Consider the following 24,275-nt stretch of genomic DNA (forward strand, 5'->3'; position numbering starts at 1 on the left):
AGTATATAAATTAAAAGAAGTTAACTTCAAGAAAAGTAGGAGGTAAATTAAAAGACTATGGCGACAAAAGGTAAAACAAAACGAAATGCAATAAAACAAATAAATTGACATATAACACAAAATACTTGACATTAAATACAATATGTAGTATAATATATATGATGGCCAACGATATATATGTGTTGGGAATGATCTTTGATAATCCTCTGAATTAGACGATAGTTATAATGATTGAAATTTAATTTTCAATCAACCGGTGAAATACGGTACTTTTGGCATGCAAATGCCGCAAAGGTGTGAAAGCATCTTTGCTGTTTTACGAAGACAGCAACACTGACCCTTGTTTACACTATAAACACATTGTTAACTAAGCAATACAGCAATGAGGCAAGTATAACAAAGTTCAATTGCTAAAAGCCTTTTATGTTAAACATAATGGTTTAACTAATAGAATTATGTTCTAGATTATTAAAGGGCTATTTAAAGAAAGTAGGGTTTAGATTCAGTATCCTTCCTTAAGAGTACTATCGGCTAAGGGCTCCGTGTAGTAAAATGCAGTGTAAGCTGCAAATCTTAGCGGGAAAGGAGGACTTAGACTATGAGAAAATCTCATAAGTTATTAAGATCACTTGTTGTCAAGCTTAAGACAATGAGAAATTCAGGGATGCTGAATGGTCCTAATGAACGTTGTTTATGTGCTCGGATAGAAGCAATAGCGCATGCGATATCTATTAGTGATAAGAAGCGTATGCTAGCAGAGATGGATAGATTAGCTGCTGATATCTTGAGTATTGTGAATGGTGAGTAATTAGGACGCCTTACTTTTTTTTCAATTATAGGATTAATATATATGGGATCTGATTACGGTAAAGCTATACGAATAGTAAGATCAATAAAAGGTATTACTCAGACAGAGTTGTGCAAAAGAGTAAAACCTAGAGAGATGGACAGCAGTTATTTGTCGAGGTTGGAGCAGGATGGTAAAATGAATCCTTCTCTTAAAACAATTAAAAAGATTGCTGAGGCTTTAGATATTCCTGTAAATGTACTTCATATGCTGGCATCCAGTAAAAGGGATCTAAAGGAAATAGGAAAAATACTTATACAAGTCTCAGACGAGTAAATGGGAAAATGACCAATGTAAAAAAATATAACCTAAAGTCCTCGAAAGCGCCGTTAATGTCAAGAAGAAAAATTGAGTCGTTGTTAGGGGAAAAAATAGAATATTTAGAGCATGTAGCAAGTAAAGTGGGGAATTATTACAAACCATTCGATATATACACACCTGGTAAAAAACCAAGACATATTGACAATCCAAATAGCGATCTAAAAAAGATACAAAAAAAAATTAAAAGCAGGGTGCTTGAGACAGTAATACTACCTGAAACAATGATGGGTGGTATAAAAGATAAATCACATAAAGATAATGCGTTACGGCATATCGATAAAAAGGTCGTAATTACCCTGGATCTGAAATCATATTTTCCTAAAACAAATAACAGAAATATATATGATGTGTTTATAAATGTATTCGGGTGCAACAGAGAAACTGCGCATCTGTTTACTAAGCTTACATCATATCAAAGAAGGTTACCTCAAGGGGCTCCTTCAAGTACGTTACTGGCTAACATGTGTGTGCTGCCAATGCATAATGATTTACAAGAATTGTTTAACAGAAACGATATAACTTGGACATTTTATATTGATGATATAGCGTTTTCCGGTGACAATGCAGATAAGGTTATAGATGAGGCAATAAAAATTATACAAAACCATGGCCAGGGGGTAAGCTGCAAGAAAAAGAAAATAATGTATGCTAATAATCGGCAAATGGTCACTAAGTTGTGTGTAAATAGGAAAGTTGGTATAAAAAAAGAAAAAATAAACAAGATTAGAGAAGATATTATAAACCTGTCATGGCAACCGAATATCGATAACAGGAAGTTACAGGCAATAAAAGGAAGTATTAACTATGTAAAGAGCATATGTGCGGTCAGAGGGCAATCATTAGATAACTTATATAAAAAGATGTTGCCAGCTAAGACAGGTTTAATAGGTAAAAAGCCGAAGATAAAAACAACGTCATGCAAATGTTCAAAAAAACACAGAGAATATGTAAAAGGTGTAAGGAATATCAGTAATAAGGAATAAAGTAAACATATTTGCATAGTTTAGGTATAATACTTGCTGCTCTTGGTGTAAGTTTAATTATTAATAGTTTATTCTTTAAAAAACAATAAAAACATAAAGACAATAAAGCAACATATAACAAATCACTACAGCGGAATTTACCTCCGGCAAATCAGGGTATTACCAAGAATCGTGTAAAAATGTGACTTAACGGTTCGAAAAACTACCTGTTTTATCGAACTTTAGTTAGCGAATTAAACATTACTTATTAAATCCGCCCCAGTATCTTAATATATCTAAACAATATATAATCGTCAAACAGGCGATATATTCTACCTGCCTTATCAATGTCCTCAATATATTCGTGAGGGAAATCTTCCGTAGGTGTTTCATTAAGGGAAAAAACATAGAAAATAGTCTTCATGTTTTCTTCGTCTAATGTCGATTTTACAACCCTGTCCCACCTTTTTTTAATTTGTGGCTCTGCTGTAAATATAAAAACACTTGAAAAGTGACAGTTTGATGCTCCGGCCGTTGTAGAAATATATCTGTCTATTGTTTTTTGTATTCTTGCAGATTCTTTTATTGTATTTTCAAATTCAATCGCAATGGGCATAAAGTGGTTCCATGTTTCAGAATCAAAGCTTTTCATTAATACTGCATCTGGCCGAAAATCCAAATCTAGCCCGTCCCAAAACATTCTTAATATTCTCTCTGATAGCCAAACACAACTCTTAAAGTTTTTTTCGATATTAAGTCTAATATTTGTAAGGTCTATATAGTGATCAATGGTTGAAGCTGCAACAGGAAAATCCTTAACCGAAAATACAATATCTTCTGAAAAGGGAAATGGAAGATTTTGATATAAAAACCTAATTCCTTCCCTGGTAATTTTATAATAATTAAAGTACCTAGTTAAAACTTTGGTTAGAAGATTTTTATTTACAAGTTTTCGCAAGACAACATATATATCATCATGTTTTACTTGTAATAAAGCCTTAGCATTTTGGGCAGTAATATATCTTTGTTCAAAAGTATACAAGAGAAGTTTTCGAATTCTCTTTTCCCCCAATTCTCTCTTAGTATTTTCTCTTTTTTTAATCATAGTGATAATTTGTTTTATATCCTAGTTTGTATCCTAGTGGGACTAGAAAGTCAAGCTCTTTTTTAAGTGTGAATATATGTCCCCATAACTCTTTATAAGATAGAGACTTACAAATCTACACTAATAGAGTTTCCGCAGCCTCTGCCTGCCAACACTAACCCTACTATCACCTTACCACATTTTATTTATTAACATTACCCAAAATGCTTTATAAAATTTTATATTATCCTACTTATTACTCGGCTTAATTTTATCTATCTTTTAACTATATTTGGTTTAAAATATTGAGTTTAATGTTAAGGAGTTTTTGCTTGTAGGTTTGTATTGTTTTATAATCTAATTTAGTAACTAGAATCTTGTTATTTATATTCAAAAGGCCACGTTTTGCGCACGCATAAGTTCCGTGCGCATTTGTGGTGAGGGCGTTAGAGCAACGTTCGGGGTGAAGGCATACTTTTACGGTATGCAATGTATTATGGAGCATTAAGCAACCTTATGTTATTTTCCCACGTTTGAACAAGTCGAACACGTCTAACAAGCATTACAGGCCTTGCCTGTTTGAACAGGTGTAACAAGCTGAATAAGTCAGGACCTGTCTTGCCTTTTTTTCGCACGCATAAGTTCCGTGCGTAATTGGCACTGAATGCAAAGTTTTATACTAGCTTGAACCTATCTTAACGCTTTCTACTGTCTTCAACCTGTCGAACAAACTTCGTTTGAACATATTGCCTGTCTGAACCTGTTTTAACCCGTTTTAAATGTGTGCAACGTAGATTTTTGTCCGTGTACTCATTTGAATCAGCTTAAAGAGGCATATTGCCCGTTTAAACAGGTAATACCTGCACGTTCTACATGTGTTGTGATGTTCTTATAAGCAAACTTCGTTTGAACACGTCTAAAAGGGCTTAGCTGACTTATCCTGTAGTTCTTTTTTTTGCAGTAGTGTGAAGAAGCAACAACATAAGAAAGAATATAAGAAATTTCATTTCAAGGAATTACCCACCCAACCCCTTCAATCGCCGAGAGTTCAGGGATGCATTAATTGTTTTTTACTCAATCTTTATAAAAAAACAGCTTTAATAAAGATTCAGCAGGGTTTGCTTGATAGACTTTGCCTTTTTCAAAGTCAAAGACTACCACTTCTACCCTAAAGGTTTTCAGGGTAAAAGAGCGCAAACTAAAAAATAATTAAAAGCTGGAAGAACTCTCGGCTAGGAGCAGATCATATCGGGACCCGACTTTTATATTCCCCCTACCACCCATGTTTGCCTTTTATAACCCAGGCTTGACTACACAGAGATTTATTACTCATGTTTTAACAAGTAAAATTTTTTTAATGTAAAACATCAGCAAGGTTCGCTTGATTAGTCCCTTCGGACTATTCCTGGGCCTTCGGGGCTAATCACTTCTATTGCTATTATTACTAACAGCAATAAAAGATAGCTCACTAACAAATCTCTGCTTGTTTCTAAAGAAGAAAGGCAAACATACCCGTCCGTCCCCCAGAGGGGGACTCCACCAACCAACCTCCCCAACGGATCACAGCAGAAGACACTCCCAAAGGAAGCCTTTTTCAAAGGGAATCCTTCTCAAAAAATCTTTTTCAGGCAAAGCCTGATGAAACAGCACAAAAAGAACTTTGAGCAAATAGACGTCCTGCAGATACAATATAGCTAAAGAAAAAGTCTATAGAGAAAGCCGTTATTTAAGAGAGAAAAACCTCTCTTAAAAATCTCTCCATTCTTCCAGGCATTACCTGCGAAGGCTGCACTGGTCTATTTTTTAGTTACTGATGCCCCAGCTCCTTTCTTGTTTAACTTAATTTATGAGGTTCTTGTTTATTATTTTCATTGGCAAGCCCCTCCTGTTTTTGGAACCTGCCCTCTCACCGCCCCGAGTAAGTCAATCCCACCCTTTTTTTTAAAAAAACTTGAAGAATTCTCTAAAGAAGTAACTGCATAAAATTTGTGAACATAAAACCCCGCCTAACAGTAACGCATTTCGCAAGCGAAATACGTTACGATACTGCGAGATTTATCCTTCCAAAATTTTGAACTTTTTTTAACCTGTTTGTCCCAAACCTAAAAAATGGCAGGAGTGACTGTCTATCTTGCTTACAACTCTATGGTCCAAAATTGCTCAATCAAACTTTAGTGGTGTGGGGCTTTTTGTGAAGAGGGCAGAACCACAAAAAAAGGAGGAACTCATGAAAACAAAGAGCAAACAAGAACTAAAAAAGTCGAAAACAAAAAAGGAGAAGAAGATGCAAACTAAAAAACAGCCCAGTGGAAAAGGGCAGGTCGAAAAAGCAGTCAATAATAACAAGAAAGGGGAAAAGATGAACAAGACACAAGACAAAAAACAGTTGGTTGACCTTGAATCTGCATTGAAAGGAATTGCAGTCAAATTAACAAGAGACGATTTATTACAAGATGAACTTGTACAAGAGGGACTTATTGCCATATGGACTAAGCAAAAGAGAGACGGTAACTATAACGAGGCATATCTCAGACAGCATGCAAAGCATCGTATGTTTAATTATCTAAAATTAGGAAGTAGTTTAGATAATGGATTTCGTGAGATTACACAGATTGACCTTGTAAATGCTAATACAGGCGAAACCGTCGATTTACCACATCCTGAAAGCTTTATGCACAGAATATATGCAAGAGACCTGAAAAGTCTTATAAATAAGCATACATCGGGCATAACAAACATGATTTTTCATATGTTTTGTGATGGATATGATGAAAACGAGATTGCAGGGAAACTTAAAATCTCTCAAAAAAATGTTAGCCGTGAAAGAGAAGTTGTTCAAGACCTTGTGAAAAAACTTTACGGAAGAGGTAAAGTTGCTTTACGTAAAGTCAGAGACAAGAGCAATAAAAATCAGCTCATTTTCTGCATTACATAATTTAGTTGCTTTAACAGGTATCACCTGAAAAAGATCCCTTGCTTTCGCAAGGGGTCTTTTTTTTGCCCTTGTGTAGCGAGGTTTTGGCAAAAAGGGTCGAAGGAAAATTTGAAACTGCTATTTTTTCTATGAGAAAAAATAGAATGGAAGGGCATGTTACTAATAGTTAAATTACGCCATGCCAACGCTGGATATCGAAAAATGCTCTGTCTAAATAGCTTATTTTTACTGTTATATATATAGAGAAGCAAACAACATGGGAGAAAGTAAAAATGAAGTTATTGACTGAGGAAATTAAAAATAAGTTTCCGGAAATATATGCAAATGAGAATAAAAAACCAGAGGATATTCCTGTTATCTGTAAATTTTTTGACCCGACAGGCTCATGGGCTTGGTATGCAACGGAATTTGACGGGATAGATACTTTTTTTGGCTGGGTGCATGGATATTTTCCTGAATTAGGAACTTTCTCATTGAGAGAGTTGCAGAGTGTAAAGTTTTCGTTTGGGTTGGGAATTGAAAGAGACCTGCATTTCGGAAAACATACTCTGGCGGAAGTTATGGAAAAGAGACTATAAGGGGGGCAAATAATGAACATTAGAACACCAAAAATTAAGATTGCAAATCCCGCTGAAATAGCTGGGATTCTGACCAAAGTCCTCAATGCCGAAGATGAAAATGACCAGAAAAAAGAGCATTGCTGGGTCATTGGGTTAAGGGCATCAAAAGTAATCGAATTCTTGGAACTGGTCAGTCTTGGGTCGCTAACTATGGGAATTGTGCATCCTAGAGAAGTATTTAGATTAGCAATCCTCAAAAGAGTAGATAAAATTATTCTAGGACATAATCATCCTTCGGGCGTTTTAACTCCTTCTAAAGAAGATTTAGACGTTACGAGAGAGCTGATTAAGGCTGGGCAGATACTTAGCATTGAATTATTGGACCATATAATAATTTCACTAAAGGGAGAATTTCACAGCTTCTTAAATAATAATTTAATCAATAAATTAAAAGAGAAGGAACTATAAAGATGGCAAAAATAAAAGATTTTGCTTGGGAAGAGGAGTTAATCAAGATAGTAGCGGATTATAAAGAAAAAGAGGGTTATGAGGTAGATGAGGCTCTTGACGGCGATGAAACAGAACGATTGGCAGGAATACTGCTTATAGAGTTGGACTTAATGGAAGGCAATATTACTCAGGAAGAATATCTGAAAAGATTGGAAAGGCTGGAAACAAAATGGAAAAAATAAACAAGAATAAAATATATTATTCCGAAGAAAACAATGGTTCATTCTGGCGGGTAAAAACATTAACAGAGAGAACCATTGAACTTGAACGGATAAAAGATGTAAATAATAACGCTGATGATATTGGAGTAGATTTTGATGAGATAACTTGTAAATGGGATAACCGTTGTAAACATCATATATCAATGGATGATGATGAGAGCTTTACAATATACCCATATAGGAATGGACAACCATTTTGCTTTCAACCTGCAACAATAGAGGATTGTAATATGGAAATTAAGAGCTGTAAAAAATGGGGAGTAAGTGAAAAATTTTATCAAGATATAAAAACAGAAATAAAGGAATCGTCTCTCAATAATATAAAAATTCCTTTTTTAATCGGTGTCTAACTTCCTTGTGTTTACTGTTATATATACGAGGTAAACAAATAATAATAACAAGGGGACGGCATGATAGTTAAAAACCTGATAAAACTATTAAAGACTTTAGACCAAAATGCAGTGATAGATATGTCGTCAGACGAAGAAGGTAACAGCTTCGGAGATATATCTGAGAATTATGCCGAATTAACGCTAAAAGACGGAAGAAAAGCTTATGGCTTATATCCTATGAATAGCGAAGAACCTGGATGTAGATATAAATTCTAAAAGGAGGATAGTTATGGAAAAGGTTTATCAAGTAAACAAGCATGGAAGATTGGTTATCGAGGAGAAAGAAGAAGATATAAAAAGTCGGGTCCTAGAAATGTTGAAAGAAGATACCGATTATAAAGATGAGGAAGCATTTAATAAGCATTTGAAAGAAGAATATAATGCTTATGATGATGAACATCTGATCAATACAATCTTCGGCGCAGTTAGTGATATTGTATCTTACGATTATAACTCATCACCGGAGTTCGATTCTTATGGTGAAGTAAGTTATTTTAGCAGAACAATAAATAAAACTGTAATGCTTACTCAAGATGATAGCTTTTGGTATGAGACCTTAGATGAAATCATCGAGGCAATCAAAGGCTACGAAGTAGAAGTAAAGCAAGTTGAATATAATATGAAACACAGAACACACTCCGTCTAAATAGTCTGGTTCTGCTGTTATATATACGAGCAGGATAAACAACAATAACAAAAAGGGGGAAGCATGAGCAACACGAATGGCAAGTCCAGGGAAATTGGAACAATAGAAAAGCGGGAACTTGCGAAGCTAATTGAAAATGAACATCAAAGAGCAATAGAGAGTGTAAAACAGCAATTAGGGCTGACAGAGACGGAAATACTCGAAAAAGCAAGGAAAAAGTTTGGCATAGAAATTATAGAGGGGAAAATATCCTCACTAAAAAAAGAGATAGACATGCTTGAAAAGAAGGAACAAGACCTTGGTTTTACTGGATATGACAATCAATTTAAAACAGTATATAAGGACAATGAAATGATTGTTGATATAAGGACACCAGCAGGGAAATTGTTTTATGGCGAAGTTGGGGAACGACAGAACGTGCAGAGTATGATTCGGCTTAAAGAGGAAAGATTAAAGAAACTCTGGCTGGAAACGGACAGGAATAAAATACTGAAAATCGTCAATCAAAAGATTGAAATGCCTATGTTGGGAAGTAGGGAAACAAAAAGGATAGCTGCGTGAAAAGTGTATCTGACAGGGCGTATTTAATACGCCCTGTCTTCCTTTTGACAGAAAAAGACAATAAAGGTTTTGCTGCTGTCTAAGTCTCTTAATTCTTCTGTTATATCTATGAGAGACAATAAAAGAATAGGATGCGAGGGAAAATATTATGAACTGGGTTAAAAAATGGGAAGTTGAGGGCAGCACAGGAAACATTTACACGGTTTCAATTGACAAGAATAATAACTACGGCTGTAGTTGTCCTGTCTGGAAATTTAGACGGCAGGAGTGTAAGCATATTGCACAGGTGAAACTTAATGGCGGGCAGGAAATTGAGAAACAAAAAATCCTCTTTGCAAAGGTAAGGCAAGTTCAGGTTAAAGATGATGCTATATTGGTCCCTTTGTGTCCTTTTGATGATGCGCATTTTTCTGCGACTATTGCCTATGATTTGGTAAAATTGGGCGTTTCCTCGCAGACGATCAAAGACTATAACAATTGCGTGAAAGACAACTCTATAAAAGCAATTAAGGACTATATTGAGGCTCATGGGCGACGAATTTATGATAAATTAAGTTATAAGCCTGGGATTGCAACTACTTATAAGGTAGTGCCCGTATAAAAAAACAATCCCCTACCTCCCTTTCAAAGAAGCTGAACGCTTATGTCCCGTCCGTCCCCAGAGGGGACTCCCCAAAACCAACCTCCCACATATACGCAATTTTTAATCTTTTGGGAGAGCAAGTCAGGTGTCGGATTTTTTATTGCTGGACTGTGGAAATTGTCTCTCTGTGGATAGTCCAATGGACTACCCACATCGTTTGGAAAACTATCTCAGGCAAAAAGTCCGGAAGTTTCCCACATTTCCCACAGCATTACTGAGGGGGCTCTCTCAAACAGCCCCCTTTAAATCAGCAATAAAAAATCCTCTGTCTACAAAGATCAAAAATTGCTTGTGCTGATATCAAAGGTTATTGATCTGTTGAACATTGTTTTATGCCTGCTTTTTATGCCCGGGCCAAATATCTCGGGCTTTTGTTGTTTAATAAAGGGGAAAAACAAAGTTTTTAAAAAAACAATGAAGATTTTAGGTGTTGTCTAAGTTTCTTGGTTCTCCTGTTATATCTATGAGATAAACAATAGCGAGGAAGAAATGAAAGTTTTATTGATTGGAAAAGGGGGTTGCGGAAAGTGTAATCAAGCAAAAGACATGCTGAAAAAGAAAAACATTGAATACAAATATCTTGATGTTAATACTGTTGATGGCATGGCAGAACTAACATATTACGGCGAAGATGGAAGGGTTTTACCTGTTATCGTGGTTAAGAATAAGGTTTTTAGAAGCGTAATAGAAGCTATTAAAACTATTCAAGGATAAAGCAATAATGGCAAAAGTAAATATAAAAGAAAAAGTCAGTGAAATATTAAAAAAGGCAGGGGAGATTGACTTAAAAGAATTCGCAAAAAAATTGGCGAATTTTCATAATTACAGCTTATGTAACTGTTTTATGATAATGATTCAAAGGGCTAATGCTTCGCAGTGTGCGGGATTCCATGCGTGGAAAAAACTGGGCAGGTATATCAAAAAGGGCGAAAAAGGAATTATGATCCTAGCTCCGAGAGAATATATCCCTAGAGAAATCAAGCAGGATGATACTCTTACAGACGAGCAAAAAAAAGAGCAAAAAAGAATTGGTTTTGTGTCTGCTTATGTTTTTGATATATCGCAGACAGACGGAAAGGAACTGCCTCCGACAACAGAAGTTGAAAAATGCGAGGTGTCTTATCAGAGTTTAAAAACAAAAGTAGAAAAGAAATATCCTGTTATTGAAAAAGCTATGGAGTATTTAAAAAGCGGGCAGACAAACGGAAAAGAAATCTTTTTAAATTCTATAAAAACAGAACAAGAAAAAGTGTGTGTATTATTGCATGAACTGGCACATATAGAGCTTGAACATGCAGGAATAAATAATCAGGTTAAAAATCCGTTGACGAAAGAGCAGAAAGAAACAGAGGCGGAATTACTGGCTTATATTACAGCATCTGGCATGGGAATTGAATACAAGGCAGAAAATTATCTTGCTTACTACAAGACAAAATTAAATTGGGATTTATTGAATAGACTGAATAAGGGTTATTTAAGAATGAAAAAGCTGGTAGCTGTTGTCTAAAGAGCATTGATTATCTGTTATATGTATAAGAAAAAGAAAACTCAAAATAGCCGAAGGGGGTTTGGAAAATGGACGCTTATTCAATTGACTTTCTTAAAAGTATGCTTAAGGCAAATTTTTGTGGAGTAAGAGCAATTGGTCGTAATACATGGGAAATTACTACAAATGAAGATAGAGGAATTGCTGATTATGACCATAGTCTTTTAGCGGAAAAACAATCATTAAAGCAATCAACAGATAAAATTATTAAGCTCAAAAATAAGCTCCGCAAAGAAAAAAAGGGACAATATGTATAAATTTGAAGTGGGTGATATGGCTAACGGAGTAAAAACAAGTAAAAAATACATGGAATCCTGTAATTACGTGACGGCTCTGGAAAGAGTGGTAGCAGACGCTAATCTTTATATTGAGCCCTGGGATGAAGAAGCAGAGAAACATATCAGAGGAGTTCAGGAAGTAAAATCAATAAAAATATAAAAACAAAAAAGCTAATAGCCATTGTCTAAAGGCTTTGGATTATCTGTTATATGTATAGAAGATAAACAATTAAGGGAGAATAGATACAATGGAAAAGACACTTGATGCAAGTATAAGTCTTCAGGTTAAAGACTTGAATCACTTAAAAACGTTAATACCAACTAAAACTGGTATATTTGCCGTAGCATTGAATTATGGGGTAAGGTCAACAAAGATTATTGCATACCATAAAGAGGTAGACAAATTTTATATTAGAAACCTTATAGACGAAAGCGAACAGTGTTTGAGTAGTGTCGAGATAATGGATAGTCAAAATACTATTATTGGAGACGCAATCGAAAAAGGAGCTTTGTGGTTTGAGGAATATGTTGGCGAATAAAAGCTTGAGACTTTTATAAGAGGAGGAAAAGAATGGGGGCTATATATAAAGTGTTAGAACTTGAAGGCAAACTTAGACAGTGTAAGGCAAAGAATTCGAGATGCAATACACAGATTAAAAAACTTAAAGAAAAAATAGAAAAATATAATAATTATCTTGAGTTTACAGGTTGCAAGTCGGATTTTAATGATTATGTTGGAACAACAAGCTTATAAACTGCTAATCAATGACATGCCTCACAAGGCATAACCGCACTTTCCTAAATTTAAAAAGATATTAAAAATTTCTATAGCCTATCTGGTCTTGTGTCTAACTTTGTTAATTTAACGGTTATATGTATAGAGGTAAAACAAAAAGGAGTAAAAGCTATGAGACATCAAAAGAACACGCTGGCACGAAAGAAAGTCATGCACAAGGATACCTTCAATCCGAAGGCAAAATCAAAGTATGCTAAGAAAAAAGTTCTGCAAAACAGGGGAATATATTTGATCAATTCTCCATTCTACGCTGGATAGTCTAACTGATGAGGCCTGAATAGCCGAAACACCTTCGGGCGTCTTAGATAATAATAAAATAGGATGAGAATTTACAATGTATGAAGAACAAGCGAAGCAATTTGCAATGACTGATTTGGGCTTAACAGAAGATGAGGCAGAGCAGGCGGTTGCAGACTTTTTGCCTGTAATTGATGGGGATTATTGTCAAGATTGCGGTTGCGAATTAATAGACGGAAAGAATTGTCAGGATAGTATTGATGATGATTATTGCAATGACTGTTGGGCTAAGTATAAAAACAAATAAGGGGAAATTGTTATGGGAAAAACAAAGATACATATTTGGGCGCAGATTGGTAAGGAAATAACTGAGTTGGCGGGAGACATAAAAAAGATGAAAAGGTTATTGGGGTTTCTAAAGTTTCTTAATAATCCTGAACCTTTACTAAAAAACATTAAAACGATGGGGTGAATAAATGCAAGTGGAAACTAGAATAAAAGTATCTTATATAACGACATTAGGAGACCACTTTGATAGTGAAATTTCAGAAAAAGACAGAGAGGAATTAACAGAACAACACATAAGAGACTATTGCAAAGAATATGCTCTAAATAGAAATGATGTCAAAATTCTAAGTTAGGGAATAAAACAAATAAAATAAGAGGGAGAATAACATGTATATGATACTCAGGTGGCGAGACGACGATAGTTATTTAACGTGTCAAAAAAATAATGATGGCTCTATTATGCTTTTTAAAACCCTCAAAGAAGCTGATAAGTATGCTAACGACCATCCTAAAACCAACGATATGAGAGTAATATCAATAGAGGCAGTGAAAGAATAAGTTAAGGATGAAATACTGGAAGAAGATTTATAAATAAGGTGTCTAAGTGGTTTATTGTTGCTGTTATATAAATAGAAATTAAAAGAAAGGAAGTTTGATTATGTATAAATATCTTGAAGAAACTTTTGATACATTTTATGAGGCTGTTCAGCAGTATCTAAAGTGGTGGGGTAATGGCGGGGGCTGTTACTCGCTGGAATGTCAGCTTAAGGATGTTGGTGATGAAAATATTACTAAAAAGGATTGGTTAAAACAGGCAAAAGATTTAATTAATGGATTAGATTATTGTTGCGCAGGTAAAGGAATTATGAGACTGCTGGATACAATAGATGTTGAAATTGTGGAAATTTGAAAGGGAAAGAAAATGAATAATATAAAAAGCCTATTACCATCAGATGTAAGAGTTTTAAGGGCTATTAATGCCACTGAAAACTATTTGGTTAATTGTAAGAACAAGCAGAAATTTACTAACTACGGATTGACTATTTATGGGTGTGAAAAAAGAAATTTGGGAGAATATAAAGAAATGCTTGGAAAAGATAAAAGAAAGTTAAACGGTAGATTGAGGGAGCTATATCTTTCAATATAACAAAGGAAGGGAAAATGAGTAAGGTAAAAAGATGTTGCAGAACCTGTAAATGCCTATTAAAGCAACACGATCAACATGTGTGTTATGAGGGCGGATTTTCCGAGATAGGTGATATTGATAGAAAGTTGACTATGAATGATTGTAATGCTTGGCAGGAAAAGAGTTTTAGTTTTTGGCTGTATGAGTATGCCTGTGATACTTGCCATTCAGTTTGGTATATGCAGGAAAAGATTAATAGACCATTAGATATTGACTTTGGATGTCCTCACGGTTGCGATGATGCAGGAAGATATGTTGGGAAAATGCAGGTTGAGAAATATAAATATAAAACAAAGCCGTCTAAAAGCAGAAAACTTGCTGTTATATAAGTAGAAACGAAAGGGGATATGTAATGTGGATTATAACATGGAGTATGACTTTATTGAGTATTATTGGCGTAATTCTAAACATTAAAAAGAAAAGGATCTGTTTTGTTTTATGGTCAATAACAAATGTAAGCTGGTGCATTTATGACTTTACAATTCAAGCATATGCACAGAGCTTTTTGTTTCTTGTATATCTAGGATTGTCTATATGGGGAATCTTTGAATGGAAAAAGGAAAGAATAAAACAATAGGAGTAAAAAGCCATGAAAATGACTGTAAAGAAAGAAAATCTAATTGATGCGCTTGCGTATTGTAGCGGAGCTGCAGGTAGCAAAAGGAATACTCTACCCGTTTTGGAATGCGTAAAGATGTCTGCAAAAGAGGGAAAACTGGAGTGTGTAACAACTGATCTTGAAATAACGCTGGGGAAAAGCGTTGAGTGTGAAGTAGAAAAAGAAGGGACTATCCTTGTTTTACACAGAGATTTATTTGGCTTGGTAAAAGAGATTGATGTAGAAATGATCAGCCTTGAAGTAGAGAAAAAAGACACGGAAGAAGAAAAAGAAAAAACAGGTGTGCTTTTGCTAAAAACCGATAAGGGCAAGTATAGATTGCCGTTAGCAAAGGTTCAGGATTTCCCAAAGATTGAAAAAGTAGAAGCGAAAACAAGTCTGGAAATAGATATTAAAGAAGTGCTTCAGAAAACTATGTTTGCAGTGTCTAATGATGAAATAAGATATGCTCTAAACGGAGTGTTTTTTGATGGCGAAAATGCCGTTGCGACAAATGGGATTCGACTATCAGTAATACCCTGTAGTCTAATACCCTGTAGTCTAAGTGAAACAAGCTGTATTGTGCCTACAAACGCCTGCAGGGAAATTGCGAAGATTGACGGAAAAGCAGAGGTGCAGATAACAGATAAAAATATCTTATTTAGAAATAATGGATCATATATTAAATCAAGGTTGGTAGAGGGGAAGTTCCCGGATTACAAGACGATAATTCCAAAAAACGATTGTAAAATAAAAATAAACAGCGAGGAATTGGTAAACGTACTTAAGAGAATGAAGCTGATCGATGAAAGCGCAGTAGAAATTGCTTTTGGAAAAGACAGTGTTGTATTTAAAAATGGGAAAGAAGGGAAAACAGCTAACGAAGAAATGGTTATTAAAAATGAAGAAGAAAAGAAGTTTGCTATAAATCCTGTTTTCTTAATAGAAGTATTGAAAAGAGTAAGCGGAGAGGTTGTTTTTGAATTAGGGGAAGACGCAAATTCCCCAATTGTAATTAAAAAAGATGATTTTACCCATATCATAATGCCTGTCAAGCTTTGATTAGAAAAGTTGAGCGCGCTCAACTTTTAAAAAACAAGTGTTTAATAGGGTCTCTGTGAGACTGCTTTTTGTTTATAAGTAAGTCAGAAGTTTTTTAACAGTCCAGTCTAAAGTTTTTCCTAAAGCTGTTATATAAGTAGAAGAACAAACAACAGAGGGAGTTTAGATATGGCATCAAAAGTAATTAAAAAACTAGAATCCAAAGACCAAGCATACGCCTTTTATATCTTCCAGTTAAAAGAAAAACACAGACATCTTGAAGATATAGCAAACATAGGTAAAGACTTGAAAAAATTAGAGAAAGATTACGGGTTTAAAAAACCGAATATAAGTTTAGATTTCTATGTGGAGGTGTAAAGATGAGCAAATATCAAAGAATTTGGATCCATTTAATATGTATAGCTAAAGCCGGACATTTAGTTTGGCACATTAAGGGCATATTGAGGGAATTCTTTGCCTAAAACTTTTTAAATAGGGGTTTTGAAAATGGTTAATCAAATGGAATTGTTTAGAGAAAATAAGGTAATGCCAGGCACAAATGGCGTGAGTTATGTTCCTGTTAAAGAAAAAAGCGCGGAGGACAAAGAGCTTTCTTATCTGAGTGATCTGGAAAAAGCTGAGTATCTGTGGGATATGAGGGCTTGGAAACAATACAAAGACCAGGCAGAAGTTGAGGATTACGTTAACGAGCCTACGAGCAAAAACAATGGCCATTCTATGTGGTGTGTGGAGAGATTAAAGGAGCTAGGTGTTGTAAAGAATAAAATAATCCAGGTAATAATGAAAAATCCTTATATCCAATACAAAAATCGGTTAGTCGCTTGTATGGCGGGAGAAACCTGCCCAAAATTTGAGAAGTTTAAAAGTTACTCTGAATGTGGTTGTGAAAAATGTCAATAGAAGATTGTCTAACTTTTTCAGAAAAACTGTTATACATATAGAAAGGGGGTCGTGATGATTTGTATAGGAATTTTGGCTTTAATTATTCTGGGAATAGATATTTATTTAAACGATCAAGAGGATCTTGCTGAGTTGTGTCTTTGGATAAAACGAACTACTGGATCTTTGAAAGCAAAATTAAGAAGTCAAAAAAGAAGAAATATTAAGAAAACTATAAGAGGGAGTGCGATATGGCAATCACAGTTAAAGAAATAAAAGAAGACGATATAAGTTTGGGACGTCATTTTGCAATCTGGAGTGGATGTGATTGCAGATTTATGGATTATGATGGATTGGGTTTTTCAAGAGATAGCATAGAGGATTATGTTAAGAAAAATCCATTTCCGGAAGATGAATATTACAGCGAAGGTGACATGATTTGTGATTTTACAAGTGCAGATGGGAGTGTAACCTTGCGTTGCGAGAAGGAAGAAACGGCGGATTGGGTTGCTGATATGATCAATGCTTTGCTTTGATGCTAAAAGGGTTAAAAAAGTATTTGCTAAGCAGGGGGAGTTGTTTGCATGAAAGCGACAAAAACCAGGTAATAAGAGATATAAAAACAAAAGGAAATGAGAGATGAATCGAATAGATTTTACTGTCAGGCAAAAGGGGGAATATAATAGATATTGTTATTATAAAGGGTTTGATGGTGAAAAACATATGTGGACTAAAAAGTTAAAAGAAGCAGATTTATTTCTGGATGCAAATACAGCTTTTGATTTTAAAGATAAATTAAAATTTAATAGTCCTCGTGTTGTGGCAATAATTACAAATGGAGAAAGTAAGATTATAAAAGTATTTAAACCTACAAGAAAGAAATACTATGTTAAGCAATCGCAGAAAGATTAAAGGGTAAAAATGAAAGGTGATAGCAAGGTGAAGATAGAAAACTATTCACCATATCCGGGGTTTTTAGACTTGAGAGACTATGAATTACCTAAAAGAGATTTTATGCGATGGTGGAAAGTTCAAGACATGCTGGCTCATATGCAAAAAAGAGCGGAATATTTTAAGAAATACCATCCTGCCCAATGGCAAAAAGCACAAGAAATATCAGCGGAATATAACATGATAATTATGGACTTGAAAGTTAAAAGAAGACTAGGGCAGGGAGTGCTAGGAATATGAGATATTGGGTTGATCTTAAATACAAAAAGTTCGACGTAGTTCGCTATAGTGATTATTTTTTACCGGGACTGATCCCTCAACACGTATTAGATATGATGCTGGCTGATTATGTTGATGAAGAACTGGGTTTGTGTGCAGCATGTGAGGAACTACATTGTAAATGTCATGTAATAGAGTGGGAGACGGGTAGAAAGTTCTGCCCAATTTTATTTCACGATGTTGTGAAACCTAAGTGGGCAATATCGGAGTTAGTGTGATTTAAGGTAGTAATAATTAGCGGAGTGGATTGTTCTGTCCTGGCGTTTAGCCAGGTGATACAGCACAAAAAGAAAGCAGAAAAGGCAGGGTAAAATTTTATTTATCTTGTCTTTTTTTATGTCTAAAACTCGCCATTCTCCTGTTATATCTATAGAAAAAGCAGAGGGGGGGAACATGCTTGTATTTGATTGTAAGGGCGGGAAGGGAATTAATATCAACGGGAAAGATTACTTTCTTATAAGAGGCTATACCAGAAATTACGATGATTTTATTTTTCTCCAGGTATCAGGAAACACGTCTCTTAGAAAAGAAGATCTACCAAACAAAGATTGGGATGTCTTTGTAACAAAAACCGCAGGGCAAAGAGTTTATACGGCATATAGAAAACCGTATTTTAATTATGGGACAACAAAAGCAGACGTAACATTATGTTATATAGGCGCGTCTACACAAGGCAGCTACTTTATAGCGTTAAAAGATATCGCAAGAATATATAAATTGGTAGTTAGTGACGAGGTGCTATTTGAGAGAGCTGGTTGTGAGGAAGTTGTAAATAGCCGGGGATTAGAAAAATTAAATGATAAGGGAATCTTAGACGTTGACGCAGTTACGGTGCGATATGACAACTGGTACATGAAAGAAAGCAGAGCTAAAGAGTTGATTTTTAGGGAAGAAGATACAAACGATGTCTAAATACGTTTGTTTTGCGGTTATATAGATAGAAAAAAGGGAGTGTGAAATATGAGTGATTTGGCTGTATTAGAAAAAGAAAGTTTTACTGATGATGATTTGGGCTTTTCAGGAAGAAAGGCAAATAAAAATGTTGCCAGCTTTCATCTACTGGGAAAAAGTAAACATCAGCAGTACTTTACATCTTTAGGCTTGTCAGAGGCGATTTTCAAAGGGCTGTTGCCGGCTATTGATGAAGACAAAATTGAAAAAGTAAAAGTTCTAGATCCTACTTGTGGTTCGGGAAGATTGCTGGTTCCATGGAATAAGGCAGGAGCCAAAGTAATAGGCATAGAACTGGACAAAGAGGCTGGCACAGTAGCAAGAAGATTAATCGGCAAACAGAATGTAAGAATAGGGGACTTGCTGGATTATAAAAGCCTTATTCGAAGTAATTTTGATGTTGTTGTTACTAATCCGCCTTTTGGCATTTATTGGGATATAGAGGGGAAAAACATTTCTTTCAATACGGGCTGTTACGGCAATTCTATTGAAAGCCAATCAGCAACGCTTGAAATTGCAATAAACGCTTTAGACTCTCCGGGGCTTTTGGCAGCAATAGTGCCGAGTTCTATGTTTGAGAATCAAAAAGATAAGAAAATAAGAGACTATTTGTTCGAGCATTTAAACTTTCTATTAAAAGCAACGATAAGCAATAGCTTTAAGGCTGAATATGGGATTGATGTCAAGGTTGATCTCTTAATAGCCAAAAGAGAGTATCAATACGGCAATGAAAATGTGAACGATTGCAGAAAGGTTGAAGTAGATGTTAAGGAAAAACACTGGAAAGAGTATTTAATCGGACAAATACAAGGAGTGATAGGGGAGCGAGATATTAAAATAAATAACCCATACTCAGATAAAATTGAAATACCATTTATAGAGAATGTAAAACCGATAGAAACCTCAAATAGATTAAGTATCACAAAAAGAGGGATAACAACTGATAATGCAAGCGCAGGAGCCCTGGGCGCTTTTTGCAATAAAGTATTAGAGGATTATTCGCCGGTTCTAGGTACCAATACGGGCATTCTTGATGCTTATGTATCAAAACCAGCTTTATTTGTGAGAGGAATTGACGAGGGAGAGGGAATTTTAAAACGGCTGGGATTTAATGTAGAGATAAAAAAGACTGATAGATTGCAAATTGCGAAAGAAAAAAAGAAATACGATTTTTTAACAACACCAATTTACAGGCCGGAAGTACATCAGCTTTTAGGTTACTACTTAAACAAAGAATACAGGGCAAAAGAAACGATCAAGGACAAAGACGGGAACGTAATATTTTTAAAAGATAAGAAATACAAGCTCTGGCCGGAATGGAAAAGAAACAAGGAATTAGTTAAGGTTGAGGGCGCCAGGGACAGTAAGGGAAAAGAATATAGTATAAAAACAGAACTTGACAGAGGATATCTGGCAATCTCTGTTGATACGGAACAGGGCAAAAGGACTTATAATGAGATAAACAAAGAAGAAATTAGCGAGTTTATAAAAGCATTCTCTCTTCCGGACATCCAGGATATAGAGGGGAAATACAGTAAACAATTAGAGGGCAATAAAAAGAAATTAGAAAAACAGGCGCCGTTCTTATTTGAATATCAAAAAGAGGATATAGCGCGCCTGGGTCTAAAGCCTTTCGGGTATCTTGGATATGATATGGGCGGCGGCAAGACAATATCTGCTGCAGCCTGGGCAAAATTAAGAGGATATAAACGGTGTTTAGTGGTTTGTCAAAGTTCGTTAGTGAGTAATTGGAAGAATGAGCTTGAAAAATTTGACTATAAAGTAATCAGGTTAATGACGCACAGAACAATAGACAAGCTCATAGCGGAAAAAAGAGCGGGAATAAAGCAGGAAGAAACAACTTTTTATATTACAAGTTACGAATTTCTGTCTCTTGATACAAAAAGAGAATATGATCCGTGGGATTGCCTCGAATACGATAACGATGGGGATGTATACAGAGAGACAAGGGGAATAACCTCTCATGTATGCCCTGATTGTCATAAAAAGTTCGCTGCAAAGATAAAGGAATGTCCAAAATGCAAAGAAGATGTTCTGTGGACAGGCAACGTTTGCAATAAGTGCGGATATGTTGCTTATTCTTACACGCCAGAACACAGAAGCTATCCGGCATATAAGCGGATAATAAAACTTTTTGAGGCAGTGATTGTTGACGAGGCGCAGATGGCAAAAACAAAGAATTCAGGCAGAGGAAAAGCGGTCAGGGCATTAAAAAGCAAAGGAAAGCTAATTTTAACAGGTACGTTGATGAAAGGGTATATAACAGACATATTCTGGAATATAGGCTGGACTTTGGGATTTGATAATCCGTTATTCTATTATAAATATCGGGGCGGATCTAAAAAGTTTTTAAACGAATTCGGCACTTTTAAATTTGTAACCAAGCAGTTTGAAGATACGCTATCAGAGGGCAGAGCTAAAATAATTCCCGAGGTGAGCAATCTAAACAGGTTTTGGCGGATAATGGCTCCTTTTATGGTCCGGCGGTTAAAAGACGAAATGGTGGAATTGCCGGAAAAGAATAAAAAGATTATTTTTCTGGATATGGATAGAGAGCATGAGAACTTATACGGCGCGTTTGAAGAATGGGCCAGGGAGAGAATAAGAAAGGCTATGCTTATGGCAGGCGACGAGAAAGAGGTAAATATTGGCAAAATATCCGGTGCGTTATGGAAGCTGAGATTTGCGGCTACGGTCCCAACTGCTAAAAATTATCTTTTAGACGAAAGAGGACCAAATATGGTTTTGCCTGAATGGAGCAGCTGGAATAAGGTTGACAAGATTATTGAACTTGTAAAGGAAATTAAAAGAAAAGGGGAGAAGTGTATTATCTTTTCCGGATTACGGCCAATGGTGTCAGAAATCACAAAGAGGCTAAGAAGAGATTACATAAGACATATGGCAATATTAGCAAGTCACAGTACAAGCAAAAGGTTTGATATGATTCAGGACTTTGCTAACGACGAGGATAGTGTTGCGATTGTAGCAGGGTTAAACGTTTTAAATAGGGGATTCAATATTACGTGCGCAAATAATGTGATTATTGCAGATCTGGAATATAGCCCTGAAAGCACATTGCAAGCAGAGGATAGAGCGCACAGAACTGGCCAGGACAAGCCGGTGAATGTTTACTATCTTTTATCAAAGGGAACGATTGACGAGGATATGTTTGAAATAATAAGCAAAAAACAAGCAGCAATAGAAAATGCCATTGACGGAAAGGCGGTACATGCAGACGTTGCAAAGTTGCTTGAAAATGCAGGGGACGTTCGATTGAAGATTGCAAAGAGGCTTTTAGAAAAACCAAAAGCAATAAAAATCAAGGTTGCTGAAAAAATAGATGTAACTGTTAAAGAGGAAAGGATTGAAGAAGAAGCAGAGAAAGAGGTTTTTATTGTGACAGGTGGTAAGCAAATGAGCTTCGGGTTTGCAAATGTCTAAAATCAAAAGTTTATCTGTTATATAGGTGGAGAAACAAAATTATGAGTAAATACGGAAAAGAATATCAGTTATATCTTGAACGATTAGTAAAGACAGCACGAAATGGAAGATGTCTCGCAAACACATACGGAAGTTGGCTAAAATCAACAGAGGGGAAACATTGTGTAAAACTTAGAAAAAATAAAGACAAAAAGCGAGATGAGAGATGGCAAATAACATTGTCTAAATTAGATAAGCTAGATATAAAACACATGTTGGGGGAAAATGAAAATTGAAGTTGCGGGAATAAGAGACAAGGAAAAGGGGTGTTTGCTTTATGTAAATGGGCGCAAAGTAATTCACCAGGCAAAACACTCTCCGACAGGTATGGAATGGGGCTATGGTGGTTCTGGTCCTGCAGATACAGCAAGAAGTGTTCTTATGATGGTCCTTCATGGAAACAAGGTAACTAATATGCTCTATCAACAATTTAAGTGGGATTTTGTGGCTAAGTGGCGAGGAGATAAGATTAAGGAGATAATAGATTTAGGGCAATGGCTAAAAGAGCAGAAACAAGGTCTTAATAGCAGTTTGTAAAAACAAAATGTGTAACGGAGAAAGAGCAAATTATTTATTGACAGATAAAATTTAATGCATTACGATGAATGTCGTAACGATGAATGTCGGAAAGGAGACCGTTAATGAACCCCTTTAGATTTGGCACTATAGTAACAGGTACCTATTTTGTGAATAGAGTTGACGAGATAAAACAAATTACCTCTGATATAAAGGCGAATCAGCATATAATATTGATTAGTCCCCGTCGGTATGGTAAGAGTAGCCTTATAAATAGGGTTATAGAGGAGAACAAAATAACGTCATTCCATATTGATTTAGAACTAATTACGGACGAGATAGATCTTGCTAATTTCTATGTCAGAAAAGCATTGTCGTTAAGCCGATTCGAGAAAATGAAACATTATTTAAAAAACTTAAGAGTACAACCTTCTATCCAAATACAGCCGGAGAAAGACGAAATCTCTATATCATTCAGTGCCGAAGACAAGAATGTTTCCGCACTTTTATCGGATAGTCTTGAACTTCCTGAGATTATTGCTAAAAACATGAAAAAAAAGATAGCAATAATATTTGATGAATTTCAGGAAATACGTAGGATTTCTCCTATGCTTGAAAAGAAAATGAGAGGAATATTTCAACACCATCAGAATGTAACATATATCTTTATAGGAAGCCAGGAAAGCATGATAAGAGAAATATTCCAGGATAGGAATAATCCCTTTTATAAATTTGGTCGCCAGATGGTCTTGAACAAGATCCCAGAGTCTGAATTTTTGGATTTTATCGTACAGCAGTTTAAGTTGCAACAAATTGATGCCGAAGGAATAGCAAAAGATATCTTGAGATTCACAGATTGTCATCCATATTATACTCAGCAACTATGTCATGAAATTTATATACTAAATGAAGATAAAACACTAAAAATAGAGATAATAGAGAAAGCGGTTAATCAAATCACAACAGAGCATCATTCAGATTATTCACAATGGTGGAATAATCTGGATAATACAGAACGAAAAGTTATTATTGGTATAGCCTCCGGCGAACACAACCATACATCACGAAATTTTATTAAAAAATACGGAATTAAATCATCGAGCACTTCGAGCAGCGCTGTGGGGAGATTAATTAATTCTGGGGTAATTGTGAAAAAAAGAGACGAGGGATTTGAAATAGAAGATCCTTTTTGGAGAGTATGGATTTTAAAAAATAGGGAGCAATAAAAAGTAGAAATTAAAAAATAAAGAAAGGAGAACCAATGAAGGGGAAAACAGAAATTTTGTCAGAAGGGGATTATAAAATCCAAGCGATCTGCTATTGGGTTGTTACCTCTGTGTTTTTCATATTAGCATCAGTAAATATTTTATACTATAATTCAACACATGGAATGATTTGTCTCGCAATCGGTGCAATGTTCTATCTACGTTTGGGCACCCTTAAAGAGAATTTCGTCATTTATAAAAAATTAAGCGAAATTGAAAAGGGAAAATAGAACTAAATTTTGACTTTTAGCAAAGGAGAG

Annotated in this window: 42 protein-coding genes; 41 read left to right on the forward strand and 1 reads right to left on the reverse strand. The window is 35.4% G+C overall.

Annotation, left to right across the window (positions count from 1 at the left end):
• The first annotated feature begins 598 nt into the window (after window positions 1-598).
• The 3 genes from KKC91_10910 to KKC91_10920 are packed head-to-tail and all read left to right on the forward strand — an operon-like array spanning window position 599 to window position 2,151.
• Window positions 599-808 carry a hypothetical protein gene (locus tag KKC91_10910; protein ID MBU0479061.1) on the forward strand — a complete coding sequence of 70 codons (210 nt, stop codon included), beginning with the start codon at window positions 599-601 and terminating at the stop codon, window positions 806-808.
• Between the two features lie 42 nt (window positions 809-850).
• The gene (locus tag KKC91_10915) at window positions 851-1,123 is read left to right on the forward strand and encodes a helix-turn-helix domain-containing protein (protein MBU0479062.1); all 273 of its coding nucleotides are present in this window, start codon (window positions 851-853) and stop codon (window positions 1,121-1,123) included.
• Window positions 1,124-1,179: 56 nt separating this feature from the next.
• Window positions 1,180-2,151, forward strand: coding sequence for a reverse transcriptase family protein (locus KKC91_10920; protein MBU0479063.1), 972 nt, complete (start codon window positions 1,180-1,182; stop codon window positions 2,149-2,151).
• Between the two features lie 247 nt (window positions 2,152-2,398).
• Here KKC91_10920 and KKC91_10925 read toward each other — a convergent pair whose 3' ends face one another.
• Window positions 2,399-3,235: a hypothetical protein gene (locus KKC91_10925; GenBank protein ID MBU0479064.1), complete on the reverse strand. Its 837-nt coding sequence runs from the start codon at window positions 3,233-3,235 to the stop codon at window positions 2,399-2,401.
• Between the two features lie 2,206 nt (window positions 3,236-5,441).
• Between KKC91_10925 and KKC91_10930 the strand changes: the two genes are divergently transcribed.
• From KKC91_10930 to KKC91_11115, 38 genes are all read left to right on the forward strand, one after another.
• The gene (locus tag KKC91_10930) at window positions 5,442-6,149 is read left to right on the forward strand and encodes a sigma-70 family RNA polymerase sigma factor (GenBank protein ID MBU0479065.1); all 708 of its coding nucleotides are present in this window, start codon (window positions 5,442-5,444) and stop codon (window positions 6,147-6,149) included.
• Between the two features lie 272 nt (window positions 6,150-6,421).
• Window positions 6,422-6,727: a DUF2958 domain-containing protein gene (locus tag KKC91_10935; protein MBU0479066.1), complete on the forward strand. Its 306-nt coding sequence runs from the start codon at window positions 6,422-6,424 to the stop codon at window positions 6,725-6,727.
• A gap of 12 nt (window positions 6,728-6,739) precedes the next feature.
• Window positions 6,740-7,177, forward strand: a complete 438-nt coding sequence (locus KKC91_10940) for a JAB domain-containing protein (protein MBU0479067.1) — start codon at window positions 6,740-6,742, stop codon at window positions 7,175-7,177.
• Window positions 7,178-7,179: 2 nt separating this feature from the next.
• Complete coding sequence (locus KKC91_10945; protein ID MBU0479068.1) at window positions 7,180-7,401, forward strand: hypothetical protein; 222 nt, start codon at window positions 7,180-7,182, stop codon at window positions 7,399-7,401.
• Window positions 7,389-7,790 carry a hypothetical protein gene (locus KKC91_10950; protein MBU0479069.1) on the forward strand — a complete coding sequence of 134 codons (402 nt, stop codon included), beginning with the start codon at window positions 7,389-7,391 and terminating at the stop codon, window positions 7,788-7,790. Before KKC91_10945 ends, KKC91_10950 begins: the two co-directional genes overlap by 13 nt.
• A gap of 60 nt (window positions 7,791-7,850) precedes the next feature.
• Window positions 7,851-8,048, forward strand: a complete 198-nt coding sequence (locus KKC91_10955) for a hypothetical protein (protein ID MBU0479070.1) — start codon at window positions 7,851-7,853, stop codon at window positions 8,046-8,048.
• Window positions 8,049-8,061: 13 nt separating this feature from the next.
• On the forward strand, window positions 8,062-8,478 hold the full coding sequence (locus KKC91_10960; GenBank protein MBU0479071.1) for a hypothetical protein: 417 nt from the start codon (window positions 8,062-8,064) through the stop codon (window positions 8,476-8,478).
• 63 nt (window positions 8,479-8,541) lie between these two features.
• On the forward strand, window positions 8,542-9,039 hold the full coding sequence (locus KKC91_10965) for a hypothetical protein (GenBank protein MBU0479072.1): 498 nt from the start codon (window positions 8,542-8,544) through the stop codon (window positions 9,037-9,039).
• Window positions 9,040-9,187: 148 nt separating this feature from the next.
• Window positions 9,188-9,640, forward strand: coding sequence for an SWIM zinc finger domain-containing protein (locus KKC91_10970; GenBank protein ID MBU0479073.1), 453 nt, complete (start codon window positions 9,188-9,190; stop codon window positions 9,638-9,640).
• A gap of 531 nt (window positions 9,641-10,171) precedes the next feature.
• Window positions 10,172-10,396, forward strand: coding sequence for a glutaredoxin family protein (locus KKC91_10975; protein MBU0479074.1), 225 nt, complete (start codon window positions 10,172-10,174; stop codon window positions 10,394-10,396).
• 7 nt (window positions 10,397-10,403) lie between these two features.
• Window positions 10,404-11,189: an ImmA/IrrE family metallo-endopeptidase gene (locus KKC91_10980; GenBank protein MBU0479075.1), complete on the forward strand. Its 786-nt coding sequence runs from the start codon at window positions 10,404-10,406 to the stop codon at window positions 11,187-11,189.
• A gap of 68 nt (window positions 11,190-11,257) precedes the next feature.
• Window positions 11,258-11,485, forward strand: a complete 228-nt coding sequence (locus KKC91_10985) for a hypothetical protein (GenBank protein ID MBU0479076.1) — start codon at window positions 11,258-11,260, stop codon at window positions 11,483-11,485.
• Entirely contained in the window at window positions 11,478-11,666 is a 189-nt protein-coding gene (locus KKC91_10990; GenBank protein MBU0479077.1) for a hypothetical protein, read from the forward strand. The genes KKC91_10985 and KKC91_10990 overlap by 8 nt, the downstream gene beginning before the upstream one ends.
• 88 nt (window positions 11,667-11,754) lie before the next feature.
• A complete protein-coding gene (locus KKC91_10995; GenBank protein ID MBU0479078.1) occupies window positions 11,755-12,045 on the forward strand; it encodes a hypothetical protein in 291 nt (96 codons plus the stop codon).
• 32 nt (window positions 12,046-12,077) lie between these two features.
• Window positions 12,078-12,260, forward strand: coding sequence for a hypothetical protein (locus KKC91_11000; GenBank protein MBU0479079.1), 183 nt, complete (start codon window positions 12,078-12,080; stop codon window positions 12,258-12,260).
• 153 nt (window positions 12,261-12,413) lie between these two features.
• Window positions 12,414-12,560, forward strand: a complete 147-nt coding sequence (locus KKC91_11005) for a hypothetical protein (protein ID MBU0479080.1) — start codon at window positions 12,414-12,416, stop codon at window positions 12,558-12,560.
• 76 nt (window positions 12,561-12,636) lie between these two features.
• Window positions 12,637-12,846: a hypothetical protein gene (locus KKC91_11010; protein MBU0479081.1), complete on the forward strand. Its 210-nt coding sequence runs from the start codon at window positions 12,637-12,639 to the stop codon at window positions 12,844-12,846.
• A 12-nt stretch (window positions 12,847-12,858) separates the two neighbouring features.
• Window positions 12,859-13,011 (forward strand): hypothetical protein, encoded by a 153-nt coding sequence (locus KKC91_11015; protein MBU0479082.1) that lies wholly within the window; start codon window positions 12,859-12,861, stop codon window positions 13,009-13,011.
• Window positions 13,012-13,015: 4 nt separating this feature from the next.
• On the forward strand, window positions 13,016-13,180 hold the full coding sequence (locus KKC91_11020; protein ID MBU0479083.1) for a hypothetical protein: 165 nt from the start codon (window positions 13,016-13,018) through the stop codon (window positions 13,178-13,180).
• Window positions 13,181-13,220: 40 nt separating this feature from the next.
• Complete coding sequence (locus tag KKC91_11025; protein ID MBU0479084.1) at window positions 13,221-13,385, forward strand: hypothetical protein; 165 nt, start codon at window positions 13,221-13,223, stop codon at window positions 13,383-13,385.
• Window positions 13,386-13,485: 100 nt separating this feature from the next.
• Window positions 13,486-13,737, forward strand: coding sequence for a hypothetical protein (locus KKC91_11030; protein ID MBU0479085.1), 252 nt, complete (start codon window positions 13,486-13,488; stop codon window positions 13,735-13,737).
• 12 nt (window positions 13,738-13,749) lie between these two features.
• Window positions 13,750-13,974, forward strand: a complete 225-nt coding sequence (locus KKC91_11035; GenBank protein MBU0479086.1) for a hypothetical protein — start codon at window positions 13,750-13,752, stop codon at window positions 13,972-13,974.
• A gap of 14 nt (window positions 13,975-13,988) precedes the next feature.
• Window positions 13,989-14,342: a hypothetical protein gene (locus KKC91_11040; GenBank protein MBU0479087.1), complete on the forward strand. Its 354-nt coding sequence runs from the start codon at window positions 13,989-13,991 to the stop codon at window positions 14,340-14,342.
• Between the two features lie 23 nt (window positions 14,343-14,365).
• Window positions 14,366-14,590, forward strand: coding sequence for a nicotinamide mononucleotide transporter family protein (locus KKC91_11045; GenBank protein MBU0479088.1), 225 nt, complete (start codon window positions 14,366-14,368; stop codon window positions 14,588-14,590).
• Window positions 14,591-14,602: 12 nt separating this feature from the next.
• The gene (gene dnaN, locus KKC91_11050) at window positions 14,603-15,673 is read left to right on the forward strand and encodes a DNA polymerase III subunit beta (protein MBU0479089.1); all 1,071 of its coding nucleotides are present in this window, start codon (window positions 14,603-14,605) and stop codon (window positions 15,671-15,673) included.
• A gap of 168 nt (window positions 15,674-15,841) precedes the next feature.
• Window positions 15,842-16,030, forward strand: coding sequence for a hypothetical protein (locus tag KKC91_11055; protein ID MBU0479090.1), 189 nt, complete (start codon window positions 15,842-15,844; stop codon window positions 16,028-16,030).
• A 129-nt stretch (window positions 16,031-16,159) separates the two neighbouring features.
• The gene (locus KKC91_11060; protein ID MBU0479091.1) at window positions 16,160-16,573 is read left to right on the forward strand and encodes a hypothetical protein; all 414 of its coding nucleotides are present in this window, start codon (window positions 16,160-16,162) and stop codon (window positions 16,571-16,573) included.
• Between the two features lie 54 nt (window positions 16,574-16,627).
• A complete protein-coding gene (locus KKC91_11065) occupies window positions 16,628-16,828 on the forward strand; it encodes a hypothetical protein (GenBank protein MBU0479092.1) in 201 nt (66 codons plus the stop codon).
• Complete coding sequence (locus KKC91_11070; GenBank protein MBU0479093.1) at window positions 16,804-17,088, forward strand: hypothetical protein; 285 nt, start codon at window positions 16,804-16,806, stop codon at window positions 17,086-17,088. Before KKC91_11065 ends, KKC91_11070 begins: the two co-directional genes overlap by 25 nt.
• Before the next feature lie 103 nt (window positions 17,089-17,191).
• Window positions 17,192-17,464, forward strand: coding sequence for a hypothetical protein (locus tag KKC91_11075; GenBank protein ID MBU0479094.1), 273 nt, complete (start codon window positions 17,192-17,194; stop codon window positions 17,462-17,464).
• Between the two features lie 9 nt (window positions 17,465-17,473).
• A complete protein-coding gene (locus KKC91_11080; GenBank protein ID MBU0479095.1) occupies window positions 17,474-17,743 on the forward strand; it encodes a hypothetical protein in 270 nt (89 codons plus the stop codon).
• Entirely contained in the window at window positions 17,740-18,000 is a 261-nt protein-coding gene (locus tag KKC91_11085) for a hypothetical protein (GenBank protein ID MBU0479096.1), read from the forward strand. Before KKC91_11080 ends, KKC91_11085 begins: the two co-directional genes overlap by 4 nt.
• Before the next feature lie 175 nt (window positions 18,001-18,175).
• Window positions 18,176-18,694: a hypothetical protein gene (locus tag KKC91_11090; protein ID MBU0479097.1), complete on the forward strand. Its 519-nt coding sequence runs from the start codon at window positions 18,176-18,178 to the stop codon at window positions 18,692-18,694.
• A 48-nt stretch (window positions 18,695-18,742) separates the two neighbouring features.
• Window positions 18,743-22,195: an N-6 DNA methylase gene (locus KKC91_11095; GenBank protein ID MBU0479098.1), complete on the forward strand. Its 3,453-nt coding sequence runs from the start codon at window positions 18,743-18,745 to the stop codon at window positions 22,193-22,195.
• A 41-nt stretch (window positions 22,196-22,236) separates the two neighbouring features.
• A complete protein-coding gene (locus KKC91_11100; protein ID MBU0479099.1) occupies window positions 22,237-22,470 on the forward strand; it encodes a hypothetical protein in 234 nt (77 codons plus the stop codon).
• Window positions 22,460-22,771, forward strand: a complete 312-nt coding sequence (locus KKC91_11105; GenBank protein MBU0479100.1) for a hypothetical protein — start codon at window positions 22,460-22,462, stop codon at window positions 22,769-22,771. Before KKC91_11100 ends, KKC91_11105 begins: the two co-directional genes overlap by 11 nt.
• Window positions 22,772-22,875: 104 nt before the next feature.
• Window positions 22,876-23,976, forward strand: coding sequence for an ATP-binding protein (locus tag KKC91_11110; GenBank protein ID MBU0479101.1), 1,101 nt, complete (start codon window positions 22,876-22,878; stop codon window positions 23,974-23,976).
• Window positions 23,977-24,011: 35 nt separating this feature from the next.
• Window positions 24,012-24,245 (forward strand): hypothetical protein, encoded by a 234-nt coding sequence (locus KKC91_11115; protein ID MBU0479102.1) that lies wholly within the window; start codon window positions 24,012-24,014, stop codon window positions 24,243-24,245.
• Window positions 24,246-24,275 lie beyond the last annotated feature (30 nt).

The sequence above is a fragment of the bacterium genome, from assembly GCA_018812485.1.
Lineage (GTDB): Bacteria > JAHJDO01 > JAHJDO01 > JAHJDO01 > JAHJDO01 > JAHJDO01.